The sequence below is a fragment of the Mycobacterium sp. 852002-40037_SCH5390672 genome (assembly GCF_001665875.1).
GTDB lineage: Bacteria > Actinomycetota > Actinomycetes > Mycobacteriales > Mycobacteriaceae > Mycobacterium.
The window spans coordinates 1-25,903 of sequence record NZ_LZTA01000139.1 but is presented as its reverse complement, the minus strand read 5'-3'; the positions used below and the strand labels follow the sequence as shown (position 1 = coordinate 25,903).

The 25,903-nt window shown below is 67.1% G+C and carries 24 protein-coding genes and 2 pseudogenes; 9 read left to right on the top strand and 17 right to left on the bottom strand.

Translation table 11 applies throughout. The features are described from left to right. Positions 1-721: 721 nt before the first annotated feature. Both gltB and A5782_RS24690 read left to right on the top strand, forming a co-directional pair. On the top strand, positions 722-5,305 hold the full coding sequence (gltB, locus tag A5782_RS24695) for a glutamate synthase large subunit (RefSeq protein ID WP_067104949.1): 4,584 nt from the start codon (positions 722-724) through the stop codon (positions 5,303-5,305). Next, positions 5,298-6,764: a glutamate synthase subunit beta gene (locus A5782_RS24690; protein WP_067104943.1), complete on the top strand. Its 1,467-nt coding sequence runs from the start codon at positions 5,298-5,300 to the stop codon at positions 6,762-6,764. The genes gltB and A5782_RS24690 overlap by 8 nt, the downstream gene beginning before the upstream one ends. A gap of 396 nt (positions 6,765-7,160) precedes the next feature. On the opposite strand, the gene A5782_RS24685 is transcribed toward A5782_RS24690, so the two are convergent. Beyond that, entirely contained in the window at positions 7,161-8,012 is an 852-nt protein-coding gene (locus A5782_RS24685) for an LLM class F420-dependent oxidoreductase (RefSeq protein ID WP_067104942.1), read from the bottom strand. A gap of 51 nt (positions 8,013-8,063) precedes the next feature. On the opposite strand from A5782_RS24685, the gene A5782_RS24680 reads away from it, so the two are divergent. After that, positions 8,064-8,504, top strand: a complete 441-nt coding sequence (locus A5782_RS24680; protein ID WP_067104941.1) for a hypothetical protein — start codon at positions 8,064-8,066, stop codon at positions 8,502-8,504. Positions 8,505-8,580: 76 nt separating this feature from the next. After that, positions 8,581-9,588: a PHP domain-containing protein gene (locus A5782_RS24675; protein ID WP_067104940.1), complete on the top strand. Its 1,008-nt coding sequence runs from the start codon at positions 8,581-8,583 to the stop codon at positions 9,586-9,588. Positions 9,589-9,696: 108 nt separating this feature from the next. Here A5782_RS24675 and dinB read toward each other — a convergent pair whose 3' ends face one another. Further along, positions 9,697-10,911, bottom strand: a complete 1,215-nt coding sequence (gene dinB / locus A5782_RS24670) for a DNA polymerase IV (protein ID WP_067104939.1) — start codon at positions 10,909-10,911, stop codon at positions 9,697-9,699. Between the two features lie 30 nt (positions 10,912-10,941). Beyond that, entirely contained in the window at positions 10,942-11,580 is a 639-nt protein-coding gene (locus tag A5782_RS24665; protein ID WP_067104938.1) for a TetR/AcrR family transcriptional regulator, read from the bottom strand. A gap of 77 nt (positions 11,581-11,657) precedes the next feature. Between A5782_RS24665 and A5782_RS24660 the strand changes: the two genes are divergently transcribed. After that, positions 11,658-13,127, top strand: coding sequence for an NAD(P)/FAD-dependent oxidoreductase (locus A5782_RS24660; RefSeq protein ID WP_067104937.1), 1,470 nt, complete (start codon positions 11,658-11,660; stop codon positions 13,125-13,127). Between the two features lie 4 nt (positions 13,128-13,131). Here the strand turns inward: A5782_RS24660 and rraA are convergent, their stop codons facing one another. The 10 genes and pseudogenes from rraA to A5782_RS26615 form a co-directional block, all read right to left on the bottom strand. Beyond that, positions 13,132-13,614 (bottom strand): ribonuclease E activity regulator RraA, encoded by a 483-nt coding sequence (gene rraA / locus A5782_RS24655; protein ID WP_067104936.1) that lies wholly within the window; start codon positions 13,612-13,614, stop codon positions 13,132-13,134. A 25-nt stretch (positions 13,615-13,639) separates the two neighbouring features. Beyond that, positions 13,640-14,092: a nucleoid-structuring protein H-NS gene (locus tag A5782_RS24650; protein WP_067104928.1), complete on the bottom strand. Its 453-nt coding sequence runs from the start codon at positions 14,090-14,092 to the stop codon at positions 13,640-13,642. 112 nt (positions 14,093-14,204) lie between these two features. Further along, the gene (locus tag A5782_RS24645) at positions 14,205-14,705 is read right to left on the bottom strand and encodes a copper resistance CopC family protein (RefSeq protein WP_067104927.1); all 501 of its coding nucleotides are present in this window, start codon (positions 14,703-14,705) and stop codon (positions 14,205-14,207) included. Continuing rightward, a complete protein-coding gene (locus A5782_RS24640; protein WP_067104926.1) occupies positions 14,702-15,358 on the bottom strand; it encodes a YcnI family protein in 657 nt (218 codons plus the stop codon). Before A5782_RS24640 ends, A5782_RS24645 begins: the two co-directional genes overlap by 4 nt. Positions 15,359-15,386: 28 nt before the next feature. Then, on the bottom strand, positions 15,387-16,043 hold the full coding sequence (locus tag A5782_RS24635; RefSeq protein WP_067104925.1) for a DUF6474 family protein: 657 nt from the start codon (positions 16,041-16,043) through the stop codon (positions 15,387-15,389). Between the two features lie 132 nt (positions 16,044-16,175). After that, complete coding sequence (locus tag A5782_RS24630) at positions 16,176-16,574, bottom strand: secretion protein EspR (protein ID WP_067104920.1); 399 nt, start codon at positions 16,572-16,574, stop codon at positions 16,176-16,178. A 574-nt stretch (positions 16,575-17,148) separates the two neighbouring features. Continuing rightward, positions 17,149-17,250: pseudogene (locus A5782_RS27370) on the bottom strand (UPF0016 domain-containing protein); the annotation flags it as partial. Between the two features lie 140 nt (positions 17,251-17,390). Beyond that, positions 17,391-17,924, bottom strand: coding sequence for a peptidase (locus tag A5782_RS24625; protein WP_067104918.1), 534 nt, complete (start codon positions 17,922-17,924; stop codon positions 17,391-17,393). 195 nt (positions 17,925-18,119) lie between these two features. Then, a complete protein-coding gene (locus tag A5782_RS24620; protein ID WP_067104916.1) occupies positions 18,120-18,743 on the bottom strand; it encodes a superoxide dismutase in 624 nt (207 codons plus the stop codon). Positions 18,744-18,909: 166 nt separating this feature from the next. After that, the gene (locus tag A5782_RS26615; protein WP_197694341.1) at positions 18,910-19,065 is read right to left on the bottom strand and encodes a hypothetical protein; all 156 of its coding nucleotides are present in this window, start codon (positions 19,063-19,065) and stop codon (positions 18,910-18,912) included. A 481-nt stretch (positions 19,066-19,546) separates the two neighbouring features. On the opposite strand from A5782_RS26615, the gene A5782_RS24615 reads away from it, so the two are divergent. Beyond that, positions 19,547-20,593 carry a DUF4328 domain-containing protein gene (locus A5782_RS24615; RefSeq protein ID WP_156624100.1) on the top strand — a complete coding sequence of 349 codons (1,047 nt, stop codon included), beginning with the start codon at positions 19,547-19,549 and terminating at the stop codon, positions 20,591-20,593. A 4-nt stretch (positions 20,594-20,597) separates the two neighbouring features. After that, positions 20,598-21,422 (top strand): glycerophosphodiester phosphodiesterase, encoded by an 825-nt coding sequence (locus A5782_RS24610; RefSeq protein ID WP_067104914.1) that lies wholly within the window; start codon positions 20,598-20,600, stop codon positions 21,420-21,422. 8 nt (positions 21,423-21,430) lie between these two features. On the opposite strand, the gene A5782_RS24605 is transcribed toward A5782_RS24610, so the two are convergent. Next, positions 21,431-22,642, bottom strand: a complete 1,212-nt coding sequence (locus tag A5782_RS24605) for an LCP family protein (protein ID WP_067104912.1) — start codon at positions 22,640-22,642, stop codon at positions 21,431-21,433. 53 nt (positions 22,643-22,695) lie between these two features. Then, positions 22,696-23,490, bottom strand: coding sequence for a DUF2470 domain-containing protein (locus A5782_RS24600; protein WP_067104952.1), 795 nt, complete (start codon positions 23,488-23,490; stop codon positions 22,696-22,698). An 88-nt stretch (positions 23,491-23,578) separates the two neighbouring features. Between A5782_RS24600 and pheA the strand changes: the two genes are divergently transcribed. Next, positions 23,579-24,523 carry a prephenate dehydratase gene (pheA, locus tag A5782_RS24595; protein ID WP_067104910.1) on the top strand — a complete coding sequence of 315 codons (945 nt, stop codon included), beginning with the start codon at positions 23,579-23,581 and terminating at the stop codon, positions 24,521-24,523. Next, positions 24,520-25,206, top strand: coding sequence for a histidine phosphatase family protein (locus tag A5782_RS24590; protein WP_067104908.1), 687 nt, complete (start codon positions 24,520-24,522; stop codon positions 25,204-25,206). Before pheA ends, A5782_RS24590 begins: the two co-directional genes overlap by 4 nt. Positions 25,207-25,214: 8 nt before the next feature. Here A5782_RS24590 and A5782_RS24585 read toward each other — a convergent pair whose 3' ends face one another. Together A5782_RS24585 and A5782_RS24580 are read right to left on the bottom strand one after the other, a co-directional pair. After that, entirely contained in the window at positions 25,215-25,406 is a 192-nt protein-coding gene (locus A5782_RS24585; RefSeq protein WP_067104906.1) for a hypothetical protein, read from the bottom strand. Between the two features lie 6 nt (positions 25,407-25,412). Further along, positions 25,413-25,830: pseudogene (locus tag A5782_RS24580) on the bottom strand (metallopeptidase family protein); the annotation flags it as partial. Between the last annotated feature and the right edge of the window lie 73 nt (positions 25,831-25,903).

Sequence of the window (25,903 nt, the reverse complement as noted above, 5' to 3'; positions counted from 1 at the left end):
CCGGACGGGCGTGCCGCCGGTGCGCTCGGCCGCTCGGGCTGCAGACGGTCCCGCAGGAATTCGTCGCGCTCGTTCATTTGCTCCTCGCGTGCCAGGCGGTCGATCGTTGCGCCGATGAGCCGGCGGCGACGAACGTGTTACGTGATAAGCGCCACGGTCCAACCTGCGACGCCGGGTGTGACCAATACCCGTTCAGTATCTCCTGCCGTGCCCGTTGTGCGAACCTGCAAACTCGGCCGCGCGCACCGCCCCGGTGTCGAGGGGTGTCGGGTTGGGCGCTGAGCACGCTCATACCCACCGCAGTGACATCGCCGACGCAACAGGACGTGCTTGTCAGCAAACTTTGCACGGCAGCCTGGGCCGGCCCGGGGGCCCATCGAATACGCGCAGCTACCCACAGAATTCGACACCGCAGACGAGGGGTCGGCACAATTGGGGATTAACGGCAGCAGCGAAATTTACGACGCTGCCAGCTGGCGGTTAGACTTGACGAAGTTGGCATGTCAGGCGGGTATTGTCATATCGTTTTACGACTTGTCGAGACCGGTTCCAGGCCACCGTTCAGAGCTGCACGGACGTCCCTAACAGGAGCATCTCCGCCTGGGGCCACAGCCCATCGAGACAAGACCGAAGGGGTTTTAGCCCGCAACCTCCGGGTGCGACCTCGTCGGGGCCGCTGCTCACGGCCGCGCAGAACGTTCAGGTGAAGGGTCAGGTGCATATGACGCCCAAGCGCGTCGGGTTATACAACCCCGCGTTCGAGCACGACGCGTGCGGGGTTGCCATGGTCGTCGATATGCACGGCCGCCGTAGCCGCGACATTGTGGACAAGGCAATCACTGCGCTGCTGAACCTCGAACACCGGGGTGCCCAAGGCGCCGAGCCTCGCAGTGGTGACGGCGCCGGCATCATGCTTCAGGTCCCGGACGCCTTCCTGCGCGAGGTCGTGGACTTCGAGTTGCCGCCCGAAGGCAGCTACGCCACCGGCATCGCGTTCCTGCCTCAATCGTCCAAGGACGCCGCGACCGCGTGCGCCGCGGTGGAAAAGATCGCCGAAGCCGAGGGTCTGACGGTGCTGGGCTGGCGCAATGTCCCCATCGACGACTCGTCGCTGGGCGCCTTGTCCCGCGACGCGATGCCCACCTTCCGGCAGGTGTTCATGGCGGGTGCATCCGGTATGACGCTGGAGCGCCGCGCCTACGTGGTGCGTAAGCGCGCCGAGCACGAACTGGGTACCAAGGGCCCGGGCCAGGACGGCCCCGGTCGCGAAACCGTGTACTTCCCAAGCCTTTCCGGTCAGACATTCGTCTACAAGGGCATGCTGACCACCCCTCAGCTCAAGGCGTTTTACCTTGACCTGCAAGACGATCGGTTGACCAGCGCGCTGGGTATCGTGCACTCCCGGTTCTCCACCAACACTTTCCCGTCGTGGCCCCTGGCGCATCCGTTCCGCCGCGTCGCGCACAACGGTGAGATCAACACCGTCACCGGTAACGAGAACTGGATGCGGGCGCGCGAGGCGCTGATCAAGACCGACATCTTCGGAGAGGAAGCCGACGTCGAGAAGTTGTTCCCGATCTGTACCCCCGGGGCTTCCGACACCGCGCGTTTCGATGAGGTGCTCGAACTGCTCCACCTGGGCGGGCGCAGCCTGGCCCACGCGGTGTTGATGATGATCCCCGAGGCTTGGGAACGCAACGAGTCGATGGATCCCGCGCGGCGAGCGTTCTACCAGTACCACGCTTCTTTGATCGAGCCGTGGGACGGCCCCGCGTCGATAACGTTCACCGACGGAACCATCATCGGCGCCGTGCTCGACCGTAATGGCTTGCGCCCCTCGCGGATTTGGGTCACCGATGACGGCTTGGTGGTCATGGCCTCCGAGGCCGGTGTGCTGGAGCTGGACCCGGCCAAGGTGGTCCGCCGGATGCGGTTGCAACCAGGTCGCATGTTCCTGGTGGACACCGCTCAGGGCCGCATCGTCGCCGATGAGGAGATCAAGGCGGAACTGGCTGCCGAACACCCCTACCAGGAGTGGCTGGACAAGAACCTGGTCGCGCTCGACGACCTGCCGCAAGGCAACTACAAGCGGATGCCCCACGACCGACTGGTCAAGCGGCAGCAGACATTTGGCTACACCTATGAGGAACTCAACCTCTTGGTGGCGCCGATGGTGCGTAGCGGCGCAGAACCGATCGGGTCAATGGGTACCGACACCCCGGTCGCGGTCCTATCGCAGCGACCCCGGACGCTCTACGACTACTTCCAGCAGCTGTTCGCGCAGGTGACCAACCCGCCGCTGGACGCGATCCGTGAGGAGGTGGTGACCAGCCTGCAGGGCACCACCGGCGGCGAGCGCGACCTGCTCACCCCGACCGAGCGCTCGTGTCACCAGATCGCGCTGTCGCAGCCGATTCTGCGTAACCGGGAGCTGGCGAAGCTGATCAACCTCGACCCGGATGCCGAGGTGAATGGCCGCCCGCATGGCATGAGTTCCAAGGTGATTCGCTGCCTGTACCCCGTCGCCGAGGGCGGCGCCGGGCTGGCTGCCGCGATCGAGGAGGTGCGTGCGCAGGCGTCGGCGGCGATCGCTGACGGCGCGCGAGTCATCATCCTGTCCGACCGCGACTCCGACGAACAGATGGCGCCGATTCCGTCGCTACTCGCGGTGGCCGGCGTGCACCACCACCTGGTGCGCGACCGGACCCGGACGCACGTCGGGCTGGTGGTGGAAACCGGTGACGCACGCGAGGTCCACCACATGGCCGCGCTGGTCGGCTTCGGCGCAGCGGCGGTCAACCCGTACATGGCGTTCGAGTCCATCGAGGACATGCTCGACCGCGGAGTCATCGAAGGCATTGACCGCAAAACGGCGCTGAGCAACTACATCAAGGCCGCGGGCAAGGGTGTGCTGAAAGTCATGTCCAAGATGGGCATTTCGACGCTGGCGTCCTACACCGGCGCCCAGTTGTTCCAAGCGGTCGGCATTTCCGAGGATGTGCTGAGCGAATACTTCACCGGGTTGAGCTGTCCCATCGGCGGCATCACCCTGGACGACATCGCCGCCGACGTCGCTGCCCGGCACGCGCTGGCCTACCTGGACCGCCCGGACGAGCGCGCGCACCGCGAGCTCGAGGTGGGCGGGGAGTACCAGTGGCGCCGCGAGGGCGAGTATCACCTCTTCAACCCCGAGACCGTCTTCAAGCTGCAGCACGCCACGCGCACCGGCCAGTACAAGGTGTTCAAGGACTACACCCGTCTGGTCGACGACCAAAGCGAGCGCATGGCATCCCTGCGCGGCCTGCTCAAGTTCCGGGCCGGGATCAATCCCCCGATCCCCCTGGACGAAGTCGAGCCTGCCAGTGAAATCGTCAAGCGCTTCTCGACCGGGGCGATGAGCTACGGCTCGATCTCCGCCGAGGCGCACGAGACGTTGGCCATAGCGATGAACCGCCTGGGCGGTCGGTCCAACAGCGGTGAAGGCGGCGAAGACGTCAAGCGGTTCGACCGTGATCCCAACGGCGATTGGCGTCGTAGCTCGATCAAGCAGGTTGCCTCCGGGCGGTTCGGCGTCACGTCGCACTACCTGACGAACTGCACCGACATCCAGATCAAGATGGCCCAAGGTGCGAAACCCGGTGAGGGCGGCCAGCTTCCGGGGCACAAGGTGTATCCGTGGGTTGCCACGGTACGCTACTCCACCCCCGGCGTCGGACTGATTTCGCCGCCGCCGCACCACGACATCTACTCCATCGAGGATCTGGCGCAGCTGATCCACGACCTGAAGAACGCCAACCCGGCCGCGCGCGTGCACGTCAAGTTGGTCTCCGAGAACGGAGTCGGCACGGTGGCCGCGGGAGTGTCCAAGGCCCACGCGGATGTGGTGCTGATTTCCGGGCACGACGGCGGCACCGGCGCTACCCCGCTGACCTCGATGAAGCACGCCGGGGCCCCGTGGGAACTGGGGTTGGCCGAGACCCAGCAGACGTTGCTGCTGAACGGATTACGCGACCGGATCGTGGTTCAGGTCGACGGTCAGCTCAAGACCGGACGCGACGTGATGATCGCGGCGCTGCTCGGTGCCGAGGAATTCGGCTTCGCCACCGCGCCGCTGGTCGTCTCCGGCTGCATCATGATGCGGGTCTGCCACCTGGACACCTGCCCCGTCGGGGTGGCCACCCAGAACCCACTGCTGCGGGAACGTTTCACCGGCAAGCCCGAGTTCGTCGAGAACTTCTTCATGTTCATCGCCGAAGAAGTCCGCGAATACATGGCGCAGTTGGGATTCCGCACCATCAACGAGGCCGTCGGCCAGGTGAAATCGTTGGACATGACGCTGGCGCGGGCGCATTGGAAGGCACACCGGCTGGATCTGACCCCGGTTCTGCACGAGCCGGAATCGGCGTTCATGAACCAGGATCTGTACTGCAGCTCGCGCCAGGACCACGGCTTGGACAAGGCGCTCGATCAGCAGTTGATCGTGATGAGCCGCGAGGCGCTGGACTCAGGGAAGCCGGTGCGGTTCTCCACGACCATCAGCAACGTCAACCGCACGGTGGGCACCATGCTCGGCCACGAGGTCACCAAAGCCTATGGCGGTCAAGGGTTGCCGGACGGAACCATCGACATCACCTTCGACGGGTCGGCGGGCAACAGCTTCGGCGCGTTTGTGCCGCGGGGCATCACGCTGCGCGTCTACGGCGACGCCAACGACTACGTCGGTAAGGGGCTGTCCGGTGGCCGGATCGTGGTTCGGCCGTCGGACGACGCGCCCCCGGACTACGTCGCCGAGGACAACATCATCGGCGGCAACGTGATTCTGTTCGGCGCGACCAGCGGCGAGGCATACCTGCGCGGCGTCGTCGGCGAGCGATTCGCGGTACGTAACTCCGGTGCGCACGCCGTCGTCGAGGGCGTGGGGGACCACGGTTGCGAATACATGACCGGCGGAAAGGTTGTGGTCCTCGGTCGCACCGGACGTAACTTCGCGGCGGGCATGTCCGGCGGCGTGGCTTACGTTTACGATCCGCACGGCGAATTCCCAGGCAATCTCAATGCGGAGATGGTCGAGCTCGAGAGCTTGGATGATGATGACTACGAGTGGTTGCACGCCATGATTCAGGCACACGTTGATGCCACCGATTCCGCTGTCGGCCAGCGCATTCTGGGTGACTGGCCGCAACACCAACGGCATTTCGCCAAGGTGATGCCGCGGGACTACAAGCAGGTGCTGCAGGCCATTGCTGATGCGGAACGTGACGGCGTGGATGTCGACAAGGCGATCATGGCGGCCGCACATGGCTGATCCGAGCGGCTTCCTGAAATACACGCATCGGGAACTGCCGAAGCGCCGGCCTGTCCCGCTGCGGTTGCGCGACTGGCGTGAGGTCTACGAAGATTTCGACAACGAGACCTTGCGCGAGCAGGCGACCCGCTGCATGGACTGCGGTATTCCCTTCTGCCACAACGGTTGCCCGCTGGGCAATCTCATCCCGGAGTGGAACGATCTGGTGCGCAGGGACCGGTGGCGCGACGCCATCGAACGGCTGCATGCCACCAACAACTTCCCGGACTTCACCGGGCGGCTGTGCCCGGCGCCGTGTGAGCCGGCCTGTGTGCTCGGCATCAATCAGGACCCGGTGACGATCAAACAGATCGAGCTGGAGATCATCGACAAGGCCTTCGACGAGGGCTGGGTGCGGCCGTTGCCGCCGGAGAAGAAGACCGGCAAAAAGGTCGCCGTGGTGGGTTCCGGGCCGGCCGGTTTGGCCGCCGCCCAGCAACTGACCCGCGCCGGCCACACCGTCACCGTCTTCGAGCGGGCCGATCGCATCGGTGGACTGCTGCGTTACGGCATCCCGGAATTCAAGATGGAAAAGCGCGTCCTGGACCGCCGTCTGGACCAAATGCGGGCCGAGGGAACGGAATTCCGGGCGGGTGTCAACGTCGGAGTCGACATCACCGCGGAGCAACTGCGCGCCGACTTCGACGCCGTGGTGCTGGCCGGCGGGGCCACCGCAGGGCGTGATCTGCCCGTCCCCGGCCGGGAACTGGACGGCATCCACCAGGCGATGGAATACCTGCCGTGGGGTAACCGCGTGCAGGAAGGCGACGACGTGCTGGGGCCCGACGGCGAGCCGCCCATCACCGCCAAGGACAAGAAGGTCATCATCATAGGTGGTGGGGACACCGGGGCCGACTGCCTGGGCACCGCGCACCGCCAGGGCGCGGCGGTCATCCACCAGTTCGAGATCATGCCGCGCCCGCCGGAGACCCGCGCGCCGTCCACCCCGTGGCCCACCTACCCACTGATGTACCGGGTGTCCTCGGCGCACGAGGAGGGCGGCGAGCGGGTGTTCTCGGTCAACACCGAAGAGTTCGTCGGCGAAGACGGTCACGTGACTGCGCTCAAGGCGCACGAGGTGACCATGGAAGACGGCAAGTTCGTCAAGGTGGAGGGTTCCGAATTCGAACTCGAGGTCGACTTGGTGTTGCTGGCGATGGGATTCGTCGGCCCCGAGAAGGAGGGCCTGCTCACCGACCTCGAGGTGAAACTCACCGAGCGCGGCAACGTCGCCCGCGGGGCCGATTTCGATACCTCGGTTCCGGGCGTCTTCGTCGCCGGGGACATGGGTCGTGGCCAGTCGCTGATCGTCTGGGCGATAGCTGAGGGCAGGGCCGCCGCGGCCGCGGCCGACCGCTTCCTGATGGGGTCGACCGCGCTGCCGGCGCCGGTCAAACCGACCGCGGTACCGCTTCAGTAGTAACACCAGTCACACGAGAAACACGGCCGGCTTCGTTCGGCGAGTCTCCCCCTGTTTGCCAGGCGGCTAGTGTCTAATAACCCGTTGTGAGCCCGCTCACATAGGGGTCACGCCGGTTGCCCGGTTGAACGGACTGATCGCAGGAGAGATTCTTGTGCATATCCACCCATTACCTCAGTCACGGATGGGGCGAATCGCCTGGTCATGGTTACGTCACCCGGTGAAAAGCCGGGAGTTTCCCGCCAAGCATGAGCGTCTGGTGACCGCTCAGGACTTATTGCTCTTCGGTGCGTGATGGCCCGGCCAGCGCGCTGACCGGTGCCCGGCGGGTTTGCTCAGAGCGCGCCTGGCGTGATTCTCGTCGGGCAGCCCCGGATGCGGGCCGGCAAAACGGCATCACCGTTGCCATAGGCCCGAGTCGCGGATCGCCTCGGCAAGCGGCTCCAGCACGGACGGGTCGTGCGGCGGGGGAAGGTAGACGATGCCCAGGTCCAAGCCTTCGGCGGCGAGGCCGGCGGCGTCCTCGACGACCTTCCCGTAGTCCAGGTCCGGCTCCAGGCGCAGGTGGGCCGAGAGCATGATCTCCTTGGGATCGCGGCCGATGTCCGCGCAGTGCGAGGCCAGGACGTCACGCTTGTGGGCGAAAACGTCGGGCGGGCCGCCCACGAAATTCCAGTGCTGGGCGTAGCGAGCCGTGATCCGTAGGGTGCGCTTCTCTCCACTGCCGCCGATGCAGATCGGCGGGTGGGGCCGCTGCGGACCCTTGGGCTCGTTACGGGCGCCCTTGAGCTGGTAGAACTTGCCGTCGAAGTCGGTGGTCTCCTGGCTGAGCAGGCTGGTCAGCACCTCGCACGCCTCCTCGAACCGGTCGAAGCGTTCCTTGATGCCGCCCAGTTCGATGCCATAGGCGCCGGACTCCTCTTCGTTCCAGCCGGCGCCGATCCCCAGCTCGAGCCGTCCGTTCGAAATGATGTCGAGGGCGGCGGCCATGTTCGCCAGCACCGCGGGGTGGCGATAGTGGATCCCGGTGACCAGGGTGCCCACCCGCAGCCGCCGGGTGGCTTGCGCGAGCGCCGTCAGCGTCGTCCAGCCCTCCAGGCAGGGCCCGCTGCTGTCGGAAAAGATCGGGTAGAAGTGGTCGAACGTCCACCCGGACTCATAGACGTCGATGTCATCGGCCGCCTGCCAGACGGCCAGCATCTGTGCCCAGGTGGTGTTCTGCGGAGAAGTTTTGAACGCGAATCGCATGGCATCGACGTTAGTCGGTCTTTATGAAGGGCAACTAAACTCGACCGCGCGATGACTTGTCCTTGTTGCTCCCTCGGAATAGACACCAAGATCACCCTGCTGGCCGCGGGCCTGATCTTCCTGCTTGCGCTCGTTCTGGGCGTGTGGAAATACCGCGAGATGATGACGTCCGAGAACCACCTCGCGCATCCCTACGTCGACATCGCACACCGGGCTGCGCTGCTGTATTCGTTCGCGACGCTGCTGCTGGCGGTGTTCGTGCAACTGAGCGCCTGGCCGGTGTGGGTGAACCTGACGGCGGCGGGGGTGGTCGTCTTCTTCTTCGTGGCGGCCATCGCGGCCTACATCAGCCACGGAGCGCGACGCGACACCGTCAACCAATTCGCAAACGCCGACGGGCGAACCGCGCTGGCAATGACGTTGCTGATCGCCGGGGAGATCGGCGGATTCAGCGTGCTGCTCGCCGGGTTCGTCGCCGGACAACTGTTGTGATGCGCGCAGGTGCGGCGCCGGCGTGCGGCGCCCGGCTTCGCCCCGCTTGCAGTCACCGCGCGGGCACACTGGAGTCATGGATCCGGTAGCGGCATTACGGCAGATCGCCTATTTCAAGGACCGCAGCCGCCACGACCCCAGGCGCGTGATGGCCTATCGCAACGCGGCCGACATCATCGAGGGCCTCGACGACGCGACCCGGGAGCGTCACGGCCAGGCCAACAGCTGGCAGTCGTTGCCGGGAATCGGGCCTAAGACCGCCAAGGTCATCGACCAGGCGTGGTCCGGACGCGAGCCCGACCTGCTGGTCGAACTCCGTTCTAGCGCCGAGGATCTCGGTGGCGGCGACATCCGTTCCGCGCTGCGCGGCGATCTGCATCTGCACTCCAACTGGTCGGACGGCTCGGCGCCGATCGAGGAGATGATGGCCTCGGCGGCAGCGCTGGGCCACGAGTACTGCGCGCTGACCGACCACTCGCCGCGGCTGACCATCGCCAACGGTCTGTCGCCCGAGCGCCTGCGCAAGCAGCTCGACGTGATCGATGGGTTGCAGGAGAAGTTCGCGCCGATGCGCATCCTCACCGGCATCGAGGTCGACATTCTCGAGGACGGCAGCCTCGACCAGGAGCCCGAGCTACTGGAGCGCCTCGACGTGGTGGTGGCCAGCGTGCACTCCAAGTTGTCGATGGATGCCGCCGCGATGACCCGGCGGATGCTGCGCGCGGTGGCCAATCCGCACGCCGACGTGCTGGGTCATTGCACCGGCCGGCTGGTGTCGGGGAATCGCGGCATCCGGCCGGAATCCAAGTTCGACGCCGAGGCGGTGTTCACCGCGTGCCGCGATCACGGCACCGCCGTCGAGATCAACTCCCGCCCAGAACGGCGCGATCCGCCGAGCCGGCTGCTGAACCTCGCACTGGAAATCGGCTGCGTGTTCACCATCGATACCGACGCGCACGCGCCCGGTCAGCTGGATTTCCTCGGCTATGGCGCCCAGCGCGCATTGGACGCGGGCGTTCCCGTCGACCGGATTGTGAACACTTGGCCGGCCGAGCGGCTTCTCGAGTGGACGGGCTCGAATTAGTCCAGATGGTGACGATCCGCTTCGCCCGGCTGCGCCGCGCTCGCGATCGCCACTAGTCCAGATGGTGACGACCCGCTTCGCCCGGCTGCGCCGCGCTCGCGATCGCCACTAGTCGGGCAGGTGCGGCATCTCGAAGCCCGGATCGCGACCCAGCAGCACCGCGGGCGTCAGTGCCGATTTCCCGTAGCGGCGGCGTACGCGATCGATAGCCGCGTCGATGTCGTCGCCGGCCAAGCGGTGCTTCGGGTCGGCGAACGGCAACATCAGCTGTTGGGCTCCGGTGCGGTCGATGCCCGAGACCGCGAAGCCGACCAGCGTCAGGCCGCGCTGCGCGACGAGCGGCGCCGCGTCCGCGACCAGCTGACGCGCGGCGGCGAGCAGGGGCGTCGTGGACGAGGTGGCCCACGGCAAGGTGTGTGACCGGGTTGCCCGGGTGAAGTCGTCGAAGCGCAGCCGCAGCACCACGGTGCGGCCTGTGCATCCGGCGGCACGCATGCGGCCCGTGATGCGGTCGATCAGGTTGACCACCACGGCGTCAATGTCGTTGGCCGACATGGTGTTTCCAGCGCGGCCCAGCGCCTGCTGAGCGCCGACGGAGCGGCGACGGACACCGGTCGTCACCCGGCGACGGTCGATGTTGTGGGACAGCGCGTACAGCTGGCGGCCCATCGCCCCTCCCACCATGGAGCCCAGTGTGGATTCGCTGAGCTCGGCGACGTCGGCGACAGTCTCGATGCCGTGTGCGCGCAGTTTCTCGGCGGTCACCGCGCCCACACCCCAGAGCCGGCGCACCGGCAGCGGTCGCAGGAAGGTCAGCTCCTGATCGGGCGGCACCAACAGCAGCCCGTCGGGTTTGGCCTCCTGGCTGGCGACCTTGGCGAGGAACTTGGTTCGGGCGACGCCGACGGTGATCGGTAGCCCGACGCGGCCGCGCACGTCCGCGCGCAGGCGCTCGGCGATCGCGAGCGGCGTGCCGCTGACCCGGCGCAACCCGCCGACATCGAGGAAGGCTTCGTCCACCGACAGCGGCTCGACGATCGGGGAGCAATCCCGGAACACCTCAAAGACGGCGTCACTGGCACGCGAATAGGCGCTCATCCGCGGCGGCACCACCACGGCGTGCGGGCACAACCGCCGTGCCTGCGATCCGCCCATGGCCGTGCGCACGCCGTAGTCCTTGGCCTCGTAGCTCGCGGCCAGCACCACTCCACCGCCCACGATCACCGGGCGGCCACGCAAGGTCGGGTCGTCGCGCTGTTCGACGGACGCGTAGAACGAATCGAGGTCCGCGTGCAGGATGGACGCATCGCACCGCACGAACATATGTTCGCATAGGGTGCCGACAAGCCCGGCTCAGCAGGCGTTGCCGTAGACGCTGTTGACCCAGATGTGCACCAGCGTGTCGAGCAATTGCTCCTGGGGCACCGACGGTCGCCCGTCGGCGAACGAGCTGAGCATGACCTTCTCATTGAGCAGGTTCAGTGCCGCGGACAGGTTGTGGGCCGGCAGCGTCACAGGTGCCGCGCCGCGCGCGCGCTCGGCTTCGATCACGGTGGTGGTGTGGTCGACCCATTTCTGCATGAAGCGCGACCACAGCTCGTCGACATCCTTGTTAACGCGCGCGGCGTCGGCGGCCAGCGACACCGCGCGATGTGCACTGAAGGTCTCGACGAACACGTTGATTCCGATGCGCCACAACGCTTTCAGGTCGGCAGGCGGGTTTGCGACCATGGTCTCGAGCGCGGAGTCGGCTTCCATGATCACGCGCTCGAAGAGGGTGAGCAGCACCGCGTCCTTGGACGCGAAATAGAAGTAGAACGTCGGCCGGGACAGGCCGGCGCCCTTGGCCAGGTCGTCGACGGAGATGTCGGCGAGCGGGCGATCCCGCAGCAGCTGTTCGGCGGTGGACAGAATGGCCAGTTCTCGATCGTCGCCGGACGGGCGCGCCGAACGCCTACCTCTGTGGGTGCGGGCGGGACCGACGCTAGTCACAGGCGCTACTTTACATGTTGTCGAGAGTTTCGACACGGTGTTGACTGGTTCAACGCGGTGTTGATAGCGTTGTATTCATGACTGAGCACCTCGACGTCCTCATCGTGGGCGCCGGCATCTCCGGCGTGAGCGCGGCCTGGCACCTGCAGGAACGCTGCCCCACCAAGAGCTACGCCATCCTCGAACGGCGCGCCGACCTGGGCGGAACCTGGGACCTGTTCAAATACCCGGGCATCCGGTCGGACTCGGACATGTTCACCCTGGGCTTCCGGTTCAGGCCCTGGCGCTCAGCGAAGTCGATCGCCGACGGAGCCTCGATCAAGGCCTACATCAAGGAGACGGCGGTCGAGAACCGGATCGAGCCGAACATCCGTTACCGCCATCGGGTGGTGGCCGCCGACTGGTCCGACACCGACAACCGCTGGACCGTGACCGTCGACAGCGACGGCCGGCAAAGCAAGATGACGTGTTCCTTCCTGTTCGCCTGCACCGGCTACTACAACTACGACGAGGGGTTCTCGCCCACCTTCCCGGGTTCGGACGACTTCGGCGGCACCATCGTCCATCCGCAGCACTGGCCGGAGGACCTCGACTACGCGGGCAAGCGGATCGTCGTGATCGGATCCGGCGCCACCGCGATCACCCTGATTCCCGCCCTGGTGAACTCGGGCGCCGGACACGTGACGATGCTGCAGCGCTCGCCGACCTACATCGGCTCGCTGCCCGGGGTCGATCCCTTCGCCGAGAAGGCGAACCGGCTGCTGCCCGAGCGCCTCGCGCACATGGCCAACCGCTGGAAAGCGATCGCATTCAGCACTTTCCAGTACCAGCTGTCCCGCAAAGCCCCGGGTTACATGCGCAAGACGCTGATGACGATGGCGCAGCGGCGCCTGCCGGAGGGCTACGACGTCGAGAAGCACTTCGGCCCGCGCTACAACGTCTGGGACGAGCGGTTGTGTCTAGCGCCCGACGGCGACTTCTTCCGGACCATCCGGCACGGCAAGGCCGACGTCGTCACCGACACCATCGACCGGTTCACCAAGACCGGTATCAAGCTCACCTCGGGTGAGGAGTTGGCGGCCGACATCATCGTCACCGCAACGGGATTGAACATGCAGTTACTGGGCGGGGTGAAGCCGACCCGCAACGGAGAGGACATCGAGCTGACCTCCTTGATGACCTACAAGGGCCTGATGTTCTCCGGTGTGCCGAACTTCGCCATCACCTTTGGATACACGAACGCGTCCTGGACGCTGAAGGCCGACCTGGTCTCCGAATTCGTCTGCCGATTGCTGAACTACATGGACGCCAAGGGTTTTGACTTCGTGGAGCCGCAGCATCCGGGCAACGATGTCGACGAGCTGCCGTTCATGGACTTCACTCCCGGCTACTTCCGGCGTTCGATGCACCTGCTGCCCAAGTCGGGCTCACGGGCGCCGTGGCGACTCAAGCAGAACTACTTCTTCGACATGCGCACCATCCGGCGTGGCAAGATTGACGACGAAGGCTTGACGTTCGCGAAAAAGCCTGCCCCGGTGGCGGTTTAGCGGCTCACTCTCCTGCGGCGACGACGATTCCGTCGTCGTCGCTGTAGGCGATGTCGCCCGGCACGAACGTCACCCCACCCAGGGTGACCTCGATGTCACGCTCGCCGGTACCGGTCTTGGTGCTCTTGCGAGGATTGGTGCCCAACGCCTTGATGCCGATGTCCATGCCCCGCAACGTGGCAGAGTCGCGCACCGCGCCGTTGATGATGAGTCCGGCCCAGCCGTTGGAGCGGGCCAACTCGGCGATGACGTCGCCAACCAGCGCGCTGTGCAGGGAACCGGCACCGTCGATGACCAAAACCCCGCCGTCACCCGGCTCCGAGAGCACCGATTTCAGCAATGCGTTGTCCTGAAAACAACGCACGGTACGTATCGGCCCGGCGAATTCGGGGCGACCGCCGAACTGGCGGAATTGCACGTCGCAGCTGCGTACGTCGGGACCGATGCTGTCTACGAGGTCGGCCGTCGGCCGGAAAGACACCGTCACTTCTGACACGTTAGACGCACGCCGCTCAGCGGCGACGCAGCTGGCGAATGAGCAGGATGGCCAGCAGGCTGACGGCCAGGGCAACGATCAGCGGCACCGGAGATTGACCCGCTGCGGGGCCCGCGACCGCGGGAGAGACCGGGTTGTTGGCCGCCTCCACAGTGGACTTCGCCTGTGCGGCAGCATCTTTGGCGGCAGCGCTGAGGTCGCCGTTGCTTTCGGCCCGCTGCGCAACGTCGAGTGGTTGCTGGGCCGGCTGTTCGGCCGGCTTCGGGGGGCCAGGATCGGCGCTCTTCGCGGGTACCTTCCTGGCGGGTGCTTTTTTGGCCGGCGCTTTTTTGGCGGGCGCCTTTTTCGCAGGTGCCTTTTTGGCTGGCGCTTTCGCGGCCTTTTTCGCCGCCTTGGCGGGCGGTATCTTCTCCGGCGGGGTGCCGGCGCCGTCGGCTGCGCTGTTGGTTGGATCCTGCGGGTCTGCCATGCGGCCGCTCCTTGAGCTTCCTCTGTCGTCGTCCCCCTAGCTCACCGGGGTCAAGATCCCATCATGCCAGGACGCCTCACGGCACCTCGGTCACCGGTCGCCGCCACCGTTCTCAGCGCCTGCCCCGCGCCGCCCACCACGCGCCCCCGGCGACGAGCGCCACCGCGACCGCCACGAATGGCCAGACCGGTAGCGCACCACCGCCCGCCGGGGCCGCCGCGGGTGGCCCGGGCGTGCCGGTGCCCGGCGCGGTGAGCCGAAACGACCAGGATCCGGACACCACGTGGCCATCGGCGGACGTGACGCGGTAGTTCACGGTGTACGTCCCGGCCGGTCCGAGTGCACGCAGGGCGATGCCGACCACCGCGCCCTGCACGGTGGGCTCTCCGGTGGACCACCCGTTGCCGTCGGGCCCGACCACCGTCATGGCGACGAACGTGGTCTGCAACTGCTCGTTGAAGGTGGCGCTCACCCGCTGCGGGCCCGTCGCCAATACCGCGTCGGCCGGGGGATCGGTGGATACGCGAGTGGCGTGCGCCGACGCGACCGGCGCGGTCAGGGTGGCCAGGACGAGCATGAGGCCGACGCACACGCCAACCGACAGGCGTTTCATGCCCGTCGGCGGATCAACGCAATCGCGATGCCCGCGGCGGCGACCACCAGAGCGGCGCCCCCCAGCAGCCGGGCGGTGTTATCGGCCGCATCTGGCCGGGTGGGCGCGGAGGACGACGCGTGGTCTTGGTGCGATGCCGGTCCGGTGGCGAGGGTGAGCGTGGGTACCGGGTGTTCCGGCTCGCCGCCGCCGGGCAGCGGCGGCTGATCCCAGTTCACGACGGTCCCGTCGGAGTAGGTCTGCGCGGCGGGGAAGCTGACGCTCTCGATGTCGGGCAGCTTCACCGACAACCGGAACAGGGCGAATTGATCCGCCCCTATCCCGCCGTTGGGGGCGGCAGTCCACGTCACCGAGCGCACGGTGCCCGACGCCGCGTCACGGTCGAGCCTGGCCGTCCAGCCCGGCAGGCTTTCGGTGCGCGCCGATGCGACGCTGGGAAGCCTGATGGTCAGCGCCGTGGTGAGCGCCCCGGTGTTCGACTCGTTGGGTACCTGGAACGTGACGATCGCCATCGCCCCGCGTACCGGGTTGTCGCTGCTGGCGTGCACGTGCGCCCACGCGGCGGGGGTCTGGGCCGCCGCTCCGAGATAGAGCGCGACCGCCGCGGTGATCGCGATCAGGCCGCGCGCGATCCACCTGCGGTGGATTGACATGCCGGGGTGTAGCACTTCGGTGCGGCGGTCAGCTCAGCCCGAGGCGGGCCATCAGGTCCGCCTCGATCCCGTCGAGCTGCGTCGAGATCGCGGCGTGGGCCGCCCGGCGTCGCGCGGCCGGCATGTTCTCCGCCGCGGTGACCGCCGCCGACAGATCGGTGAGCCGTTCGGCGATGGCGGACACGAACTGCTTGGTCTCGGCGTCCTTGGGCTTCTTGTCCTGCACCATTCGCAGCGACTTCTCCGCCCCGGCGATGCGGGCCGACAACTGGGCGCCGTGCCCGGAGAACTGCCCGATCTGAGCCAACGGAATGCCGAGTTGATCCGCGCGACGCTGATCGATCACAGCGCGGGCCGCGACGGCCGCCCGGTAGATGACCGGGGTGAGGATCGGCGCGAGCAGCCGAGACACCGTCAGCACCCTGCGGATCCGCGTCGGTGAGAAAATCTTGCCCTCCCGCGTGGCTTTGAGTTCGGCCTCAGCGACTTTCAGTGCATTGCGGTCACTGTCTCGCTGCGCCTTGATCTGCGCTCGCAGCGCCTTGCCCTCTGCCCGTTGGGCGGATTTGACGCGGCGAACCTCGTTTTTCGCGGCCAGCTTGGCCTCGAGCTTCGCGCGGGCCCTGATTGCGCGGGCTTCAGCGCGACGCGTCGCGCGGCTCTTTCGCTTGCGGAACAGGCCCATTCCCGGCCGCCTCCCGGTTATCTCGTGGACTATCGCTCTCGCGGTTGCGCGATCCGCTGAGCCAACCCTAATCGGAATGGGCGGGCGGCAGCCCTCCAGGGCAGGCCCGACGGCCGGCGCCAGGCGTGGACGTCAGGCGTCCAGCTGCTCGGCCCGGCGTAGCTCGTTGACCCGCTCCATGACCTCACGCTGCGCCTCGGGGGACAGCTCGGCCGCGCGCACCGCGATGCGGCGCACGTTGTCGTCGCGCGTCGTGGCCAGCCACGACAATTCCTTGTCGAGCTTCTCGTAGTACTCGTCGTCGGTGAAGTAGGCCGACTTGATGCGGAAGAAGTTGGCCAAAGCGGCCATGGTCGCCGTCGACGGGTTGGTGCGGTTGCCGGAACGCAACTGGGAGAGGTAGGGAGCCGACATCGTTATGCCCTCCGCCTTGAGCGCCGCGATGACTTCCGCGGAGGTGTGCGGCCCGCGTCCCGGCGGATACACCGTGTCGAACAGGCGGTTCAGGCGAGCAGCGAACGTCGTGCTCATTGATATGACCTCCACTGGGCTGTAGAAGTGAACTATTACCTAGGTGTATTTGCTGATCATGGTAGCGAGGCTTGGTGACCGTAACCAGGTGCAAACCCCCGGGGAATCCCGACGGGCATAGCTGACGCCTGCCAACTCCCCACTTGACGAGCGTCTAACTGATTCGCTGGGGTGTCCACTAAATCAATGGAACTCACAGGTTATCCGCAGAATTGGGCATCCGTTCCGAAGTGGCGGGCGGACGACCTGCTGACGGGGGCGATAATATGCCGGACGGTGCTGGGCGATCGCACCGCAACGGGCCAGCAATCTGGGCCGATTTAGCACACCCTTTGCTGCCGAGTATGAAAGCGGCTCGCACGAGCGCCGCGCTGCCCGGCAGACGGTGCCGGGAAACCGGTGGTCGAGGCGGTGTTAACTTAGCCGGTACCCGGTGGTCCGGCGCCGAGTGCGGCGACGGTTCTGCGGCACCGCAGCGTCTGCGCGACCGCGGTTGCGGAGCCGGCCACCGCCACGGCGACGGTCGCGGGCGATGGCCACCCCAGTGCCAGCACAAAGCGCTGTCAACAGCATCCACAGCCGTCCAGTCGTGCTCGCTCGCCGACGCCACCGTCGCCGGGGCGGTCTTGTCGCTCATCTCCGCGAGCGGGAACGACGACACCACGGTCAGCAAGGCGAATCACCGTTCGCGCCGCGTCGACACGGCCGCGTCAGGCGATGGCCGTTAACAGTCCCGTTCGGCGTCTCCCAGCGAGGCGGTGCAGTTCGTCAGCCGCGTTTCGTCGGATTCGAGTCCCGACCGTTTCGGGCAGTCCGTTATGCGGCGAGCAGCATTGCCAATATCGCCGTATCGGGATGGCTGATCGGGTCGACACCGACTCGGCTCACCATCGAGGTGATGGTGCCGTCGGCTTCTGCCTCCACCCACGCCGCGCGATGCTCGAGTCCCAGATAGGGCAACCCGGGCAGCAAGACGCATCCGGACGCCGCCCCGCTGCATTCCGGCAGGGACGGTGTGGTTTCCGACGGCGGGTGCAACATGAGTAAGGCCGGGGGCTGATGGTCGGCGAAATAGCCTGGCTGAATGGCTGATTCACCGAAAACAGTGCCCTCGGCCAGCACCAGGCCAACCGTGCCCGGCTCCGGCTCGTCCGGCAATTCCTCGCGGGCTCCGAAGACCGTTGTGGTGGAGAGCAATCCGGGCAAAGACGCGATCCTGACCGCGACCATGAGTAGCTGGGCCCATTCTTTGGTCGAATCGGGCCACCGCCCGGAGATCACGAACCCCTTCAAGGCGCCGCGAGAATGGAATGGGGAAACCCCGATAGGTCGATCCGACCCAGTTTCCATTTCGACCTCCGCGCGACGCCTCCGCTTGGAATAACCACACTGGTAAGTCCGAATAATTAAGCATGCCTGCGGTTTAGGCGGCGTGCAACACGACACGGTCAGCGGCGCAGACCTTGTCACGCAGTCCGTTGAGGAGTTGGACAAACGACGGGGGCGCCGCGCAACCGCGCGACGCCCCCGTCGATCGAAATAAAGTCAGCCGAAAATCAGGCCCTGGGTTTTCGAGGTTGCAGCCGCGTAGCGCTTCTGCACGTCCGCCCAGTTGACGACGTTCCAGAACGCCTTGACGTAGTCCGCCTTGACGTTCTTGTACTGCAGGTAGAAGGCGTGCTCCCACATGTCGACCTGCAGCAAGGGGATGATGCCGAGCGGAACGTTGGCCTGCTGGTCGTAGAGCTGGAAGGTCAGCAGTCGGTTACCGAGGGTGTCATAGCCCAGGACCGCCCAACCCGACCCCTGCAGACCGTTGGCGGCCGCGCTGAACTGCGCGCGGAATCGGTCGAACGATCCGAACGCATCGTCGATCGCCGCGGCCAATTCGCCGGTCGGCTTGTCGCCGCCGTCCGGCGACAGGTTCTTCCACCAGATCGAGTGGTTGACGTGGCCGCCCAAGTGGAACGCGAGGTTCTTTTCGTTCAGGAAGATCGCAGCGTGGTCCTCGTTGGCGCGGGACTCTTCGAGCTTGGACAGAGCGTCGTTCACGCCTTTGACGTACGTGGCGTGGTGCTTAGTGTGATGGATCTCGTTGATCTGCCCCGAGATGTGCGGTTCCAACGCTGCATAGTCCCAGTCCAAGTCGGGCAGGGTGTATTCAGCCACGGCATTCCTTTCTTCGATTATCGTCTTGACGCTCAGTCGCGCGGGGCCACCTCAGGGCGGCCAGCCGTTGTCAACCCTGCTCCATGACCGCGCGCTCCGCAAGAACGACCCTTGTGAGCCGGAACGCGGATACCCGTTCAGCGGAGATTCAAGACAACAGGGCGATTCAAGACAAGACGATGACTGCGAGCACCGCCAGCAGCGCCAGGGCGATGAGCCCCGCACGCAGCGCGGCGATGCTGTAGCTGTGATTCCACGCCGGCGAGCCGCAATACGACTTCGACGGGCCCGGTGAACCCGGACCGAACGAATGCGTGGTCATCAATCGCCTTTCGCGCCAAGGTCACCTCGCGTCAGTGAGGTGAGTCACAAACACTTTTCGCGAACGCGATCATAGCGCTTTGTGACGGGCTTGGGAAAAAATGCGCTGAACTGCGGGTTGGTGGTCACGCAAACCCGGCAGGACCCACGCGGTCGGAGCGGCGATCGTCGGCGGACGCGCTGCCGGTGCGGGTGCTTAGTTAGACAATCCATTTCGCTCAGCGGCCAACTGGAGACTGTCGCTGGCATGCCGACAATGCCGTGGTGTTATCCACAGTGACACCACGGTCAGCCGCCAGGGGCTGTATTGATGCCTTTTGTACCCCCTATGTCTATGTGGATAAACCTGTGGAAACTGTGGATAGTCTCTGCCGGCTCAGTCGGTTGCCGAGCGCGCTCGAACGGTCGCCGACGGCCGCCGTCGCACGGGGGCCGCGGCCCGCGTTCCTCGGCCCGCGTCGGCACGGCGTTAGTCTGGTCCGGTGATCCAGGTGTGCTCCCAGTGCGGCACCCGCTGGAACGTGCGTGACCGACAACGCGAATGGTGTCCCCGCTGCCGCGGGGCCCTGATGGCACCGTCGCCGGACGCCCCACCGGCCGACCCGCGATGGGGTGCCCCCGGCGCCCCGGCGCCGGCCCGCCCCACGGGGGCGCGGGGATGGCAGCGCACGCCGCCGCGACTGCCGCCCGGCTACCGCTGGATAGCGGTGCGGCCCGGCGCCGCGCCGCCGCCCCGTCACTTCCGCCGTCCCCTCGGGCCCACGCCGCGCTACACCGTCATTCCGCGCTGGGGCCTGGCCGACCGTGTCGAGCGGGTGCCCGCAGCCGCCGAAACGCCTGCGCAGCAGGGGCCGTCAGCGCAGCTCGTTCGCACCACGTCCTTCGTCGGCGTGCTGGTGCTCAGCATCGCCGCCCTGGTCTACGTGGTGCGGTACGTGCTGCTGGCGATCAACCGGAACACCCTGCTGAACTCGTGGGTGGCCATCGGCGCCGATTGGCTCGGCGTGCTCGCCAGTGTGGGCGCGGGTGCGGCGGTGATCGCCTCGGGCGTGCTGCTGATCCGCTGGATGATTGCCCGCCGCGCCGCCGTGTTCGCCCATCATGGCCTGCCCGAGCCGCGCTCAACGCGGGCATTGTGGGCCGGTTGCGTCGTGCCGCTGGCCAACCTGCTGTGGGCCCCGGTGTACGTGATCGAGCTGGCGCTCCTCGAAGAGCACTACGCCCGGTTGCGCGGCACCATTCTTCAGTGGTGGACCGCGTGGGTCTGCAGCTACGCCGTGTCCATCGCCGCCCTCGCGACCAGCTTTGCCGGTGACGCCCAGGGCATCGCCAACAACACGGTCCTGATGGTCTTCGCGTATCTGTTCGCGGCCGCCACGCTGGCCGCCGCCACCCGCGTCTTCGAAGGATTCCAGCGCAAACCCGTCGCGCGGCCTGCACATCGCTGGGTCGCGGTCCCCGATGACCGGCCCGCCACGCCGTCGTCTGCGGCCCCGGTTGAGTTGAAGGGGCAGGAACCGGCAGCATAGGGGTATGACGTGGGCCGACGAGGTGCTCGCCGGGCATCCCTATGTCGTCGCCCACCGCGGTGCGTCGGCCGCGCGGCCCGAACACACGCTGGCCGCCTACGACCTGGCGCTCAGAGAAGGCGCCGACGGCGTGGAATGCGACGTGCGGCTGACCCGCGACGGGCATCTGGTGTGCGTGCACGACCGCCGGCTGGACCGGACCTCGACAGGCGCCGGCTTGGTGAGCACCATGACCCTCGCCGAACTGCGTGAGCTCGAGTACGGGGCCTGGCACGACAGCTGGCGAGAAGATGGCACGCACGGTGACACCAGTTTGTTGACGCTGGACGCGCTGGTTTCGCTGGTGCTGGATTGGCGTCGGCCGGTGAAGCTGTTCATCGAAACCAAACACCCGGTGCGGTACGGCTCATTGGTGGAAACCAAGCTGCTCGCGTCGCTGCACCGTTTCGGCATCGCCGCGCCCGCCTCGGCGGACCGGTCCCGCGCGGTGGTGATGTCGTTCTCGGCGTCCGCGGTCTGGCGGATCCGGCGGGCCGCCCCGCTGCTGCCCACGGTGCTGCTCGGCAAGACGGGGCGCTACCTGACCAGCGGTGCACCCACCGCCATCGGCGCCACCGCCGTCGGGCCTTCGCTGTCGACGCTGAGGGAATATCCCCAACTGGCCGACCGCGCCATCGCCCAGGGCAGGGCGGTCTACTGCTGGAACGTCGACGACTATCAGGACATCGATTTCTGCCGCGACGTCGGGGTGGCCTGGCTCGCGACACACCACCCGGGTCGCACCAAGGCGTGGCTGCGGGGCAACGGCGCGGGCGTGGGCAGTGGTTAAGCCGACCGCTATTGCTGTTCGTCCGACGTGACGGGCGGTACTGGCGCGTCGGAAGCCAAGGACTGGAACAACCGGGCCGCCTCGTCGTGATTCCACACCACCACCGAGCCGGCGTCACCGCTGGTGAACTCGCCGATCGGGACGGTCATCGTGGTGGTGGACCCGTGCAGTGCCCAGCCGAGCCGGGCCAGATCCCAGGCGTGGTCGCCCCGGTCGACGGTGAGCGCGTCGGCAGCCGCACGCGGCACCGAATACCAGCGCCACGGATTGAGCCATACCGCGGGACTGGCGGCCCGGTGCAGCACTGCCGCCACGAACTGCCGTTGATTGACCATTCGGTCCAGATCTGCCCGGGGCGTGTCGCGTGACCTGACGTATCCGAGGGCGTTCCGGCCGTTGAGGGTGTGGCAGCCGGCCGGGAGGTCGATGCCGGCCAACGGGTCGTTGAACGACGTCTTCGGACACACCGTCACCCCGCCGAGGGCGTCCACCAAGGCGGCGAACCCGCCGAACCCGATCTCGGCGTAATGATCGAGGCGCAACCCGGTCACCTGCTCCATCGTTTGGACCAGCAGCTGCGCACCGCCCATCGCGAACGCGGCGTTGATTTTGTCCTTGCCATGCCCCGGGATCGGCACATAGGAGTCGCGGGGTATCGACACCATCGTGGTGCGCGCTGCGGATCCGACGCCCGGCAGGTGAACCAGCAGGATGGTGTCGGTACGGCCGTTACCGATGTCGCCGCCGGTGGCCAGATCTTGTTGCTGTGCGGCGCTGAGCCCCTGGCGGCTGTCCGATCCGACGATCAGCCAGTTGGTGCCCCGGCCGGCTGCGGGCCGGTCGGGGTAGTCGGTGAGCACCTGCTCGCGGTGCAGTTTGCCGTCAAACCAGACGGCTCCTGCGATGACGCCCGCGCCGATCAGCACTACGCCCACCAGCAGCATCGAGGCCACCGTGCGGATCCAGCGGCGCTTGCGGCGCTTCCGGGAAGTGCTCGGCGCCTGCGGTCGTGGGGGCGGTACCCGGGGGGCCGCCGCGGCGGCGGGGGGTTGCGGCGTTGGCCGGTGCAACGGCTGGGTCTGCGCCGTCGGCGAAGGCGGCGGGACGGCCTGGCGGCGGATCACCTGCGGCGGCTCGGAGCGCGGCGGCCCGGGGCGCGGTTGCCCGGGCGGGCTCCACCCTGGAGGCCGCCGGCGCTGCGGTGAGCGGTCGCCATTCACCTGGCTAACGTACGTGCCCGGCGCCCCGCCGCGCTGGTGCGCCGCGGTTGCGGCTAGCCGCGGGCCCGCAGCCCGTTGATGAACGGGCAACCCATCAGCACCCGGATGGCCTGGCTCAGGCCGGGCATGTCATCGACCGGTTTGTGGAACGGCAGCCGGACGTCGTGATCGCGGTCGTCGCCCTCGACGCGGAACCGGACGCCGTAACGGTCCAGGCCCAGGGGTCGCACGTGCCCGCGCCGCAGGGGCGCCGGCAGCCGGGACACGAGCCGCGCCAGGACATCGCTGTGGGCGGTGTCCAGGTGCCACAGCAGGCTCGACTCGAGCGCGCAGAACGGGTCGGGCCGGGCGTCCAACAGGTCGTCCACGCTGACTGGCTCCGCGCCGGTGGCATCGGTGACGACCACCGAGGCGATCTCGAGCCGCAGCAACGTGTACCGCGGTTCTTCGCCACCGACGGGGGCGCATCGCGGGGTGTCGATGCCCAGCAGGGCCGGATTCGGGCACTCGGCGGCGATCAGGTCGAGCGTGTCGAGGATCTCGGCCGGGTGCACCTCCTGAAGACGCCCGCGCACCCACACCAGTGAACGGACCGGTTCGCGCAGCGGAAGGGGCGCGTAGTCGGTGAGCTCCAGCAGCGCTTGGGATCCCGAGATGGGACGGACGAGCTCGCGGTCCCGCTCGACGGGAAGTGCCAGCGCAACCGATCCGTCGTCCAACAGGTGATGCACGGGCGTGGGGACCGGGTCGTCATGCTCGATGGCCAGCAGCGCGCCGTCGGCGCGGACGCAGGCGCTGCGAATCCGCTCGGCGGTGGTCGGGGCAGGGCAACTCTGCGGTAACACCATTCTCATCCTCCAATTAGGTAAGCCTAAGTTAACTTACAGGCGATGACGCCGCAAGGGTTTTCTCCCGGTACGCCGCTAGGGTTGGGACGTGGCCCGCATCGCTTACCTTGGTCCGGAGGGGACGTTCACCGAGGCGGCACTGCGACAGATCACCGCCGCCGGTCTGGTTCCCGACCAAGACCCGGCCGGAGTGCAGCCCACGCCCGTCGAAAGCACCTCCGCGGCACTGGACGCCGTGCGTGATGGCGCCGCCGACTACGCCTGCGTGCCGATCGAGAACTCGATCGACGGCTCCGTGACGCCCACCTTGGACAGCCTGGCCATCGGCTCACCCCTGCAGGTGTTCGCCGAAACCACGCTGGACGTCGCGTTCAGCATCGTCGTCAAGCCCGGCCGCAGCGCCGCGGACGTGCGGACGTTGGCGGCCTTCGGTGTCGCGGCGGCCCAGGTGCGCCAGTGGGTGGCCGCCAATCTGGCCGACGCCGAACTGCGGCCGGCGTATTCCAATGCCGACGCCGCCCAGCAGGTGGCCGAGGGACGCGTCGACGCCGCGGTGACCTCGCCGCTGGCTGCCACGCACCGAGGCTTGGCCACCCTTGCCGAGGGTGTGGTCGACGAAGCCAATGCCCGCACCCGCTTCCTTCTGGTCGGGCTGCCCGGGCCGCCGCCGGCCCGCACCGGAGCCGACCGCACTTCGGTGGTGCTGCGCATCGACAACGCGCCGGGCGCCTTGCTGGCCGCCCTCGCCGAGTTCGCCGTCCGTGGCATCGACCTCACCCGCATCGAATCCCGGCCGACCAGAACCGGACTCGGCATCTACCGGTTTTTCGCCGATTGTGTGGGCCATATCGACGACGACGCCGTCGCCGAGGCACTCAAAGCCCTGCACCGTCGTTGTGCTGATGTGCGATACCTGGGATCCTGGCCCACCGGCTCACCGGCAGGGGCGTTGCCGCCGTCCGCCGACGAGGCCGCGCGCTGGCTGGAGCAGCTGCGAGACGGAAAGCCCGACGAGCGGGGGCCGCAACGGTGAGCGGTCGGTTGATCCTGGTGCGACACGGCCAGTCATTCGGCAACGTCGAGCGCCGACTCGACACCCGCCCGCCCGGGGCGGAGCTGACCCCGTTGGGCCGCGACCAGGCCCGGGCGTTTGCGCGGGGTTCCGGGCGCCCGGCGATGCTCGCGCACTCGGTGGCCACCCGGGCGTCGCAGACCGCGGCGGTGATCGGCGGCCAGTTCGAGATGCCCCCCATCGAGGTGGGTGGCATCCATGAGGTGCAGGTCGGGCGGTTGGAAAACCGCAACGACGACGACGCGGTCGCCGAGTTCAATGCGATCTACGAGCGGTGGCATCACGGCGAGCTCGACATGGCGCTCCCCGGCGGCGAAACCGGCAACGACGTGCTGCAGCGTTACGTCCCGGTGCTCACCGACCTGCGCCTGCGCTATCTCGACGACCACGACTTCCGCGGCGACATCGTCGTCGTCAGCCATGGCGCGGCGATCCGGCTGGCCGCCGCCGTGCTGGCCGGCGTGGAAGCCGACTTCGCGCTGGACAATCACCTGGACAACACCGAATCGGTGGCCTTGACCCCGATCACCGACGGACGGTGGAGTTGCGTGCGCTGGGGAAAGTTGACGCCGCCGTTCTATCCGGAGGAAGAGGCGACCCCCGTCGCGGACGCGGTGCGGTCAAGCACCGACCCGATGGGCTGACCTCTCGGTCAGACGGCCAGCGCGACGACTTCGGTGCATGCGCAGCCGACGGCGTCGCAGTCGATGACGAAGGCGTGCGGCAACAGCTCAGGACTGAAGCAATCCGGCTCCGTGCATTCCGAGCGGTGCAGTGCATGGCGAATGATGGTGCCGTGACAGTGATCTAAGCCTGCCCGGCAGTCGCGGCAGTCAATGCTCATAAGTGAGTTCATAGCACCCGTCGGGGACAGATCCGGGATGCCGCGCCCAGGATCCGCGGGGTTGCGAGGTTTCTCAGGCCCAGCCCAGCTCGTGCAGCCGGTCGTCGTCGATGCCGAAGTGGTGAGCGATTTCGTGGATTACCGTGATGGCCACTTCCTCGACGACCTCGTCCTCCGATTCGCACACGTCCAGCAGCGCTTGGCGGTAGATGGTGATGGCGTCCGGCAGCGATCCGAAGTAATCGGAGTCGCGTTCGGTCAGCGCCACCCCCTCGTACAGCCCGAGCAGTTCGGTGTCGTCGGGATGGCGGTCTTCGACGAGGACGACGACGTTGTCCATGGCGCCCGCCAGCTCGGGCGGGATCAGGTCGAGGGCGTCGGAGACCAGTTCGTCGAAGCGCTTCGGATCCATCCGCACGCTCACCCGCCCTAGCCTCCCGGCGGAGGCTCGGCGGGCGGCGGTGCCTCCGGTGCGGGATTCGCCTCTTATACACATC

What these genes read in the sequence shown, in the direction of transcription:
- gltB (WP_067104949.1), top strand. Translation starts at nt 722, where the DNA reads ATGACGCCCAAGCGCGTCGGGTTATACAACCCCGCGTTCGAGCACGAC.
- A5782_RS24690 (WP_067104943.1), top strand. Translation starts at nt 5,298, where the DNA reads ATGGCTGATCCGAGCGGCTTCCTGAAATACACGCATCGGGAACTGCCG.
- A5782_RS24685 (WP_067104942.1), bottom strand. Translation starts at nt 8,012, where the DNA reads ATGCGATTCGCGTTCAAAACTTCTCCGCAGAACACCACCTGGGCACAG.
- A5782_RS24680 (WP_067104941.1), top strand. Translation starts at nt 8,064, where the DNA reads ATGACTTGTCCTTGTTGCTCCCTCGGAATAGACACCAAGATCACCCTG.
- A5782_RS24675 (WP_067104940.1), top strand. Translation starts at nt 8,581, where the DNA reads ATGGATCCGGTAGCGGCATTACGGCAGATCGCCTATTTCAAGGACCGC.
- dinB (WP_067104939.1), bottom strand. Translation starts at nt 10,911, where the DNA reads ATGTTCGTGCGGTGCGATGCGTCCATCCTGCACGCGGACCTCGATTCG.
- A5782_RS24660 (WP_067104937.1), top strand. Translation starts at nt 11,658, where the DNA reads ATGACTGAGCACCTCGACGTCCTCATCGTGGGCGCCGGCATCTCCGGC.
- A5782_RS24650 (WP_067104928.1), bottom strand. Translation starts at nt 14,092, where the DNA reads ATGGCAGACCCGCAGGATCCAACCAACAGCGCAGCCGACGGCGCCGGC.
- A5782_RS24645 (WP_067104927.1), bottom strand. Translation starts at nt 14,705, where the DNA reads ATGAAACGCCTGTCGGTTGGCGTGTGCGTCGGCCTCATGCTCGTCCTG.
- A5782_RS24640 (WP_067104926.1), bottom strand. Translation starts at nt 15,358, where the DNA reads ATGTCAATCCACCGCAGGTGGATCGCGCGCGGCCTGATCGCGATCACC.
- A5782_RS24635 (WP_067104925.1), bottom strand. Translation starts at nt 16,043, where the DNA reads ATGGGCCTGTTCCGCAAGCGAAAGAGCCGCGCGACGCGTCGCGCTGAA.
- A5782_RS24630 (WP_067104920.1), bottom strand. Translation starts at nt 16,574, where the DNA reads ATGAGCACGACGTTCGCTGCTCGCCTGAACCGCCTGTTCGACACGGTG.
- A5782_RS24625 (WP_067104918.1), bottom strand. Translation starts at nt 17,924, where the DNA reads ATGGAAACTGGGTCGGATCGACCTATCGGGGTTTCCCCATTCCATTCT.
- A5782_RS26615 (WP_197694341.1), bottom strand. Translation starts at nt 19,065, where the DNA reads ATGACCACGCATTCGTTCGGTCCGGGTTCACCGGGCCCGTCGAAGTCG.
- A5782_RS24610 (WP_067104914.1), top strand. Translation starts at nt 20,598, where the DNA reads ATGACGTGGGCCGACGAGGTGCTCGCCGGGCATCCCTATGTCGTCGCC.
- A5782_RS24600 (WP_067104952.1), bottom strand. Translation starts at nt 23,490, where the DNA reads ATGGTGTTACCGCAGAGTTGCCCTGCCCCGACCACCGCCGAGCGGATT.
- A5782_RS24585 (WP_067104906.1), bottom strand. Translation starts at nt 25,406, where the DNA reads ATGAGCATTGACTGCCGCGACTGCCGGGCAGGCTTAGATCACTGTCAC.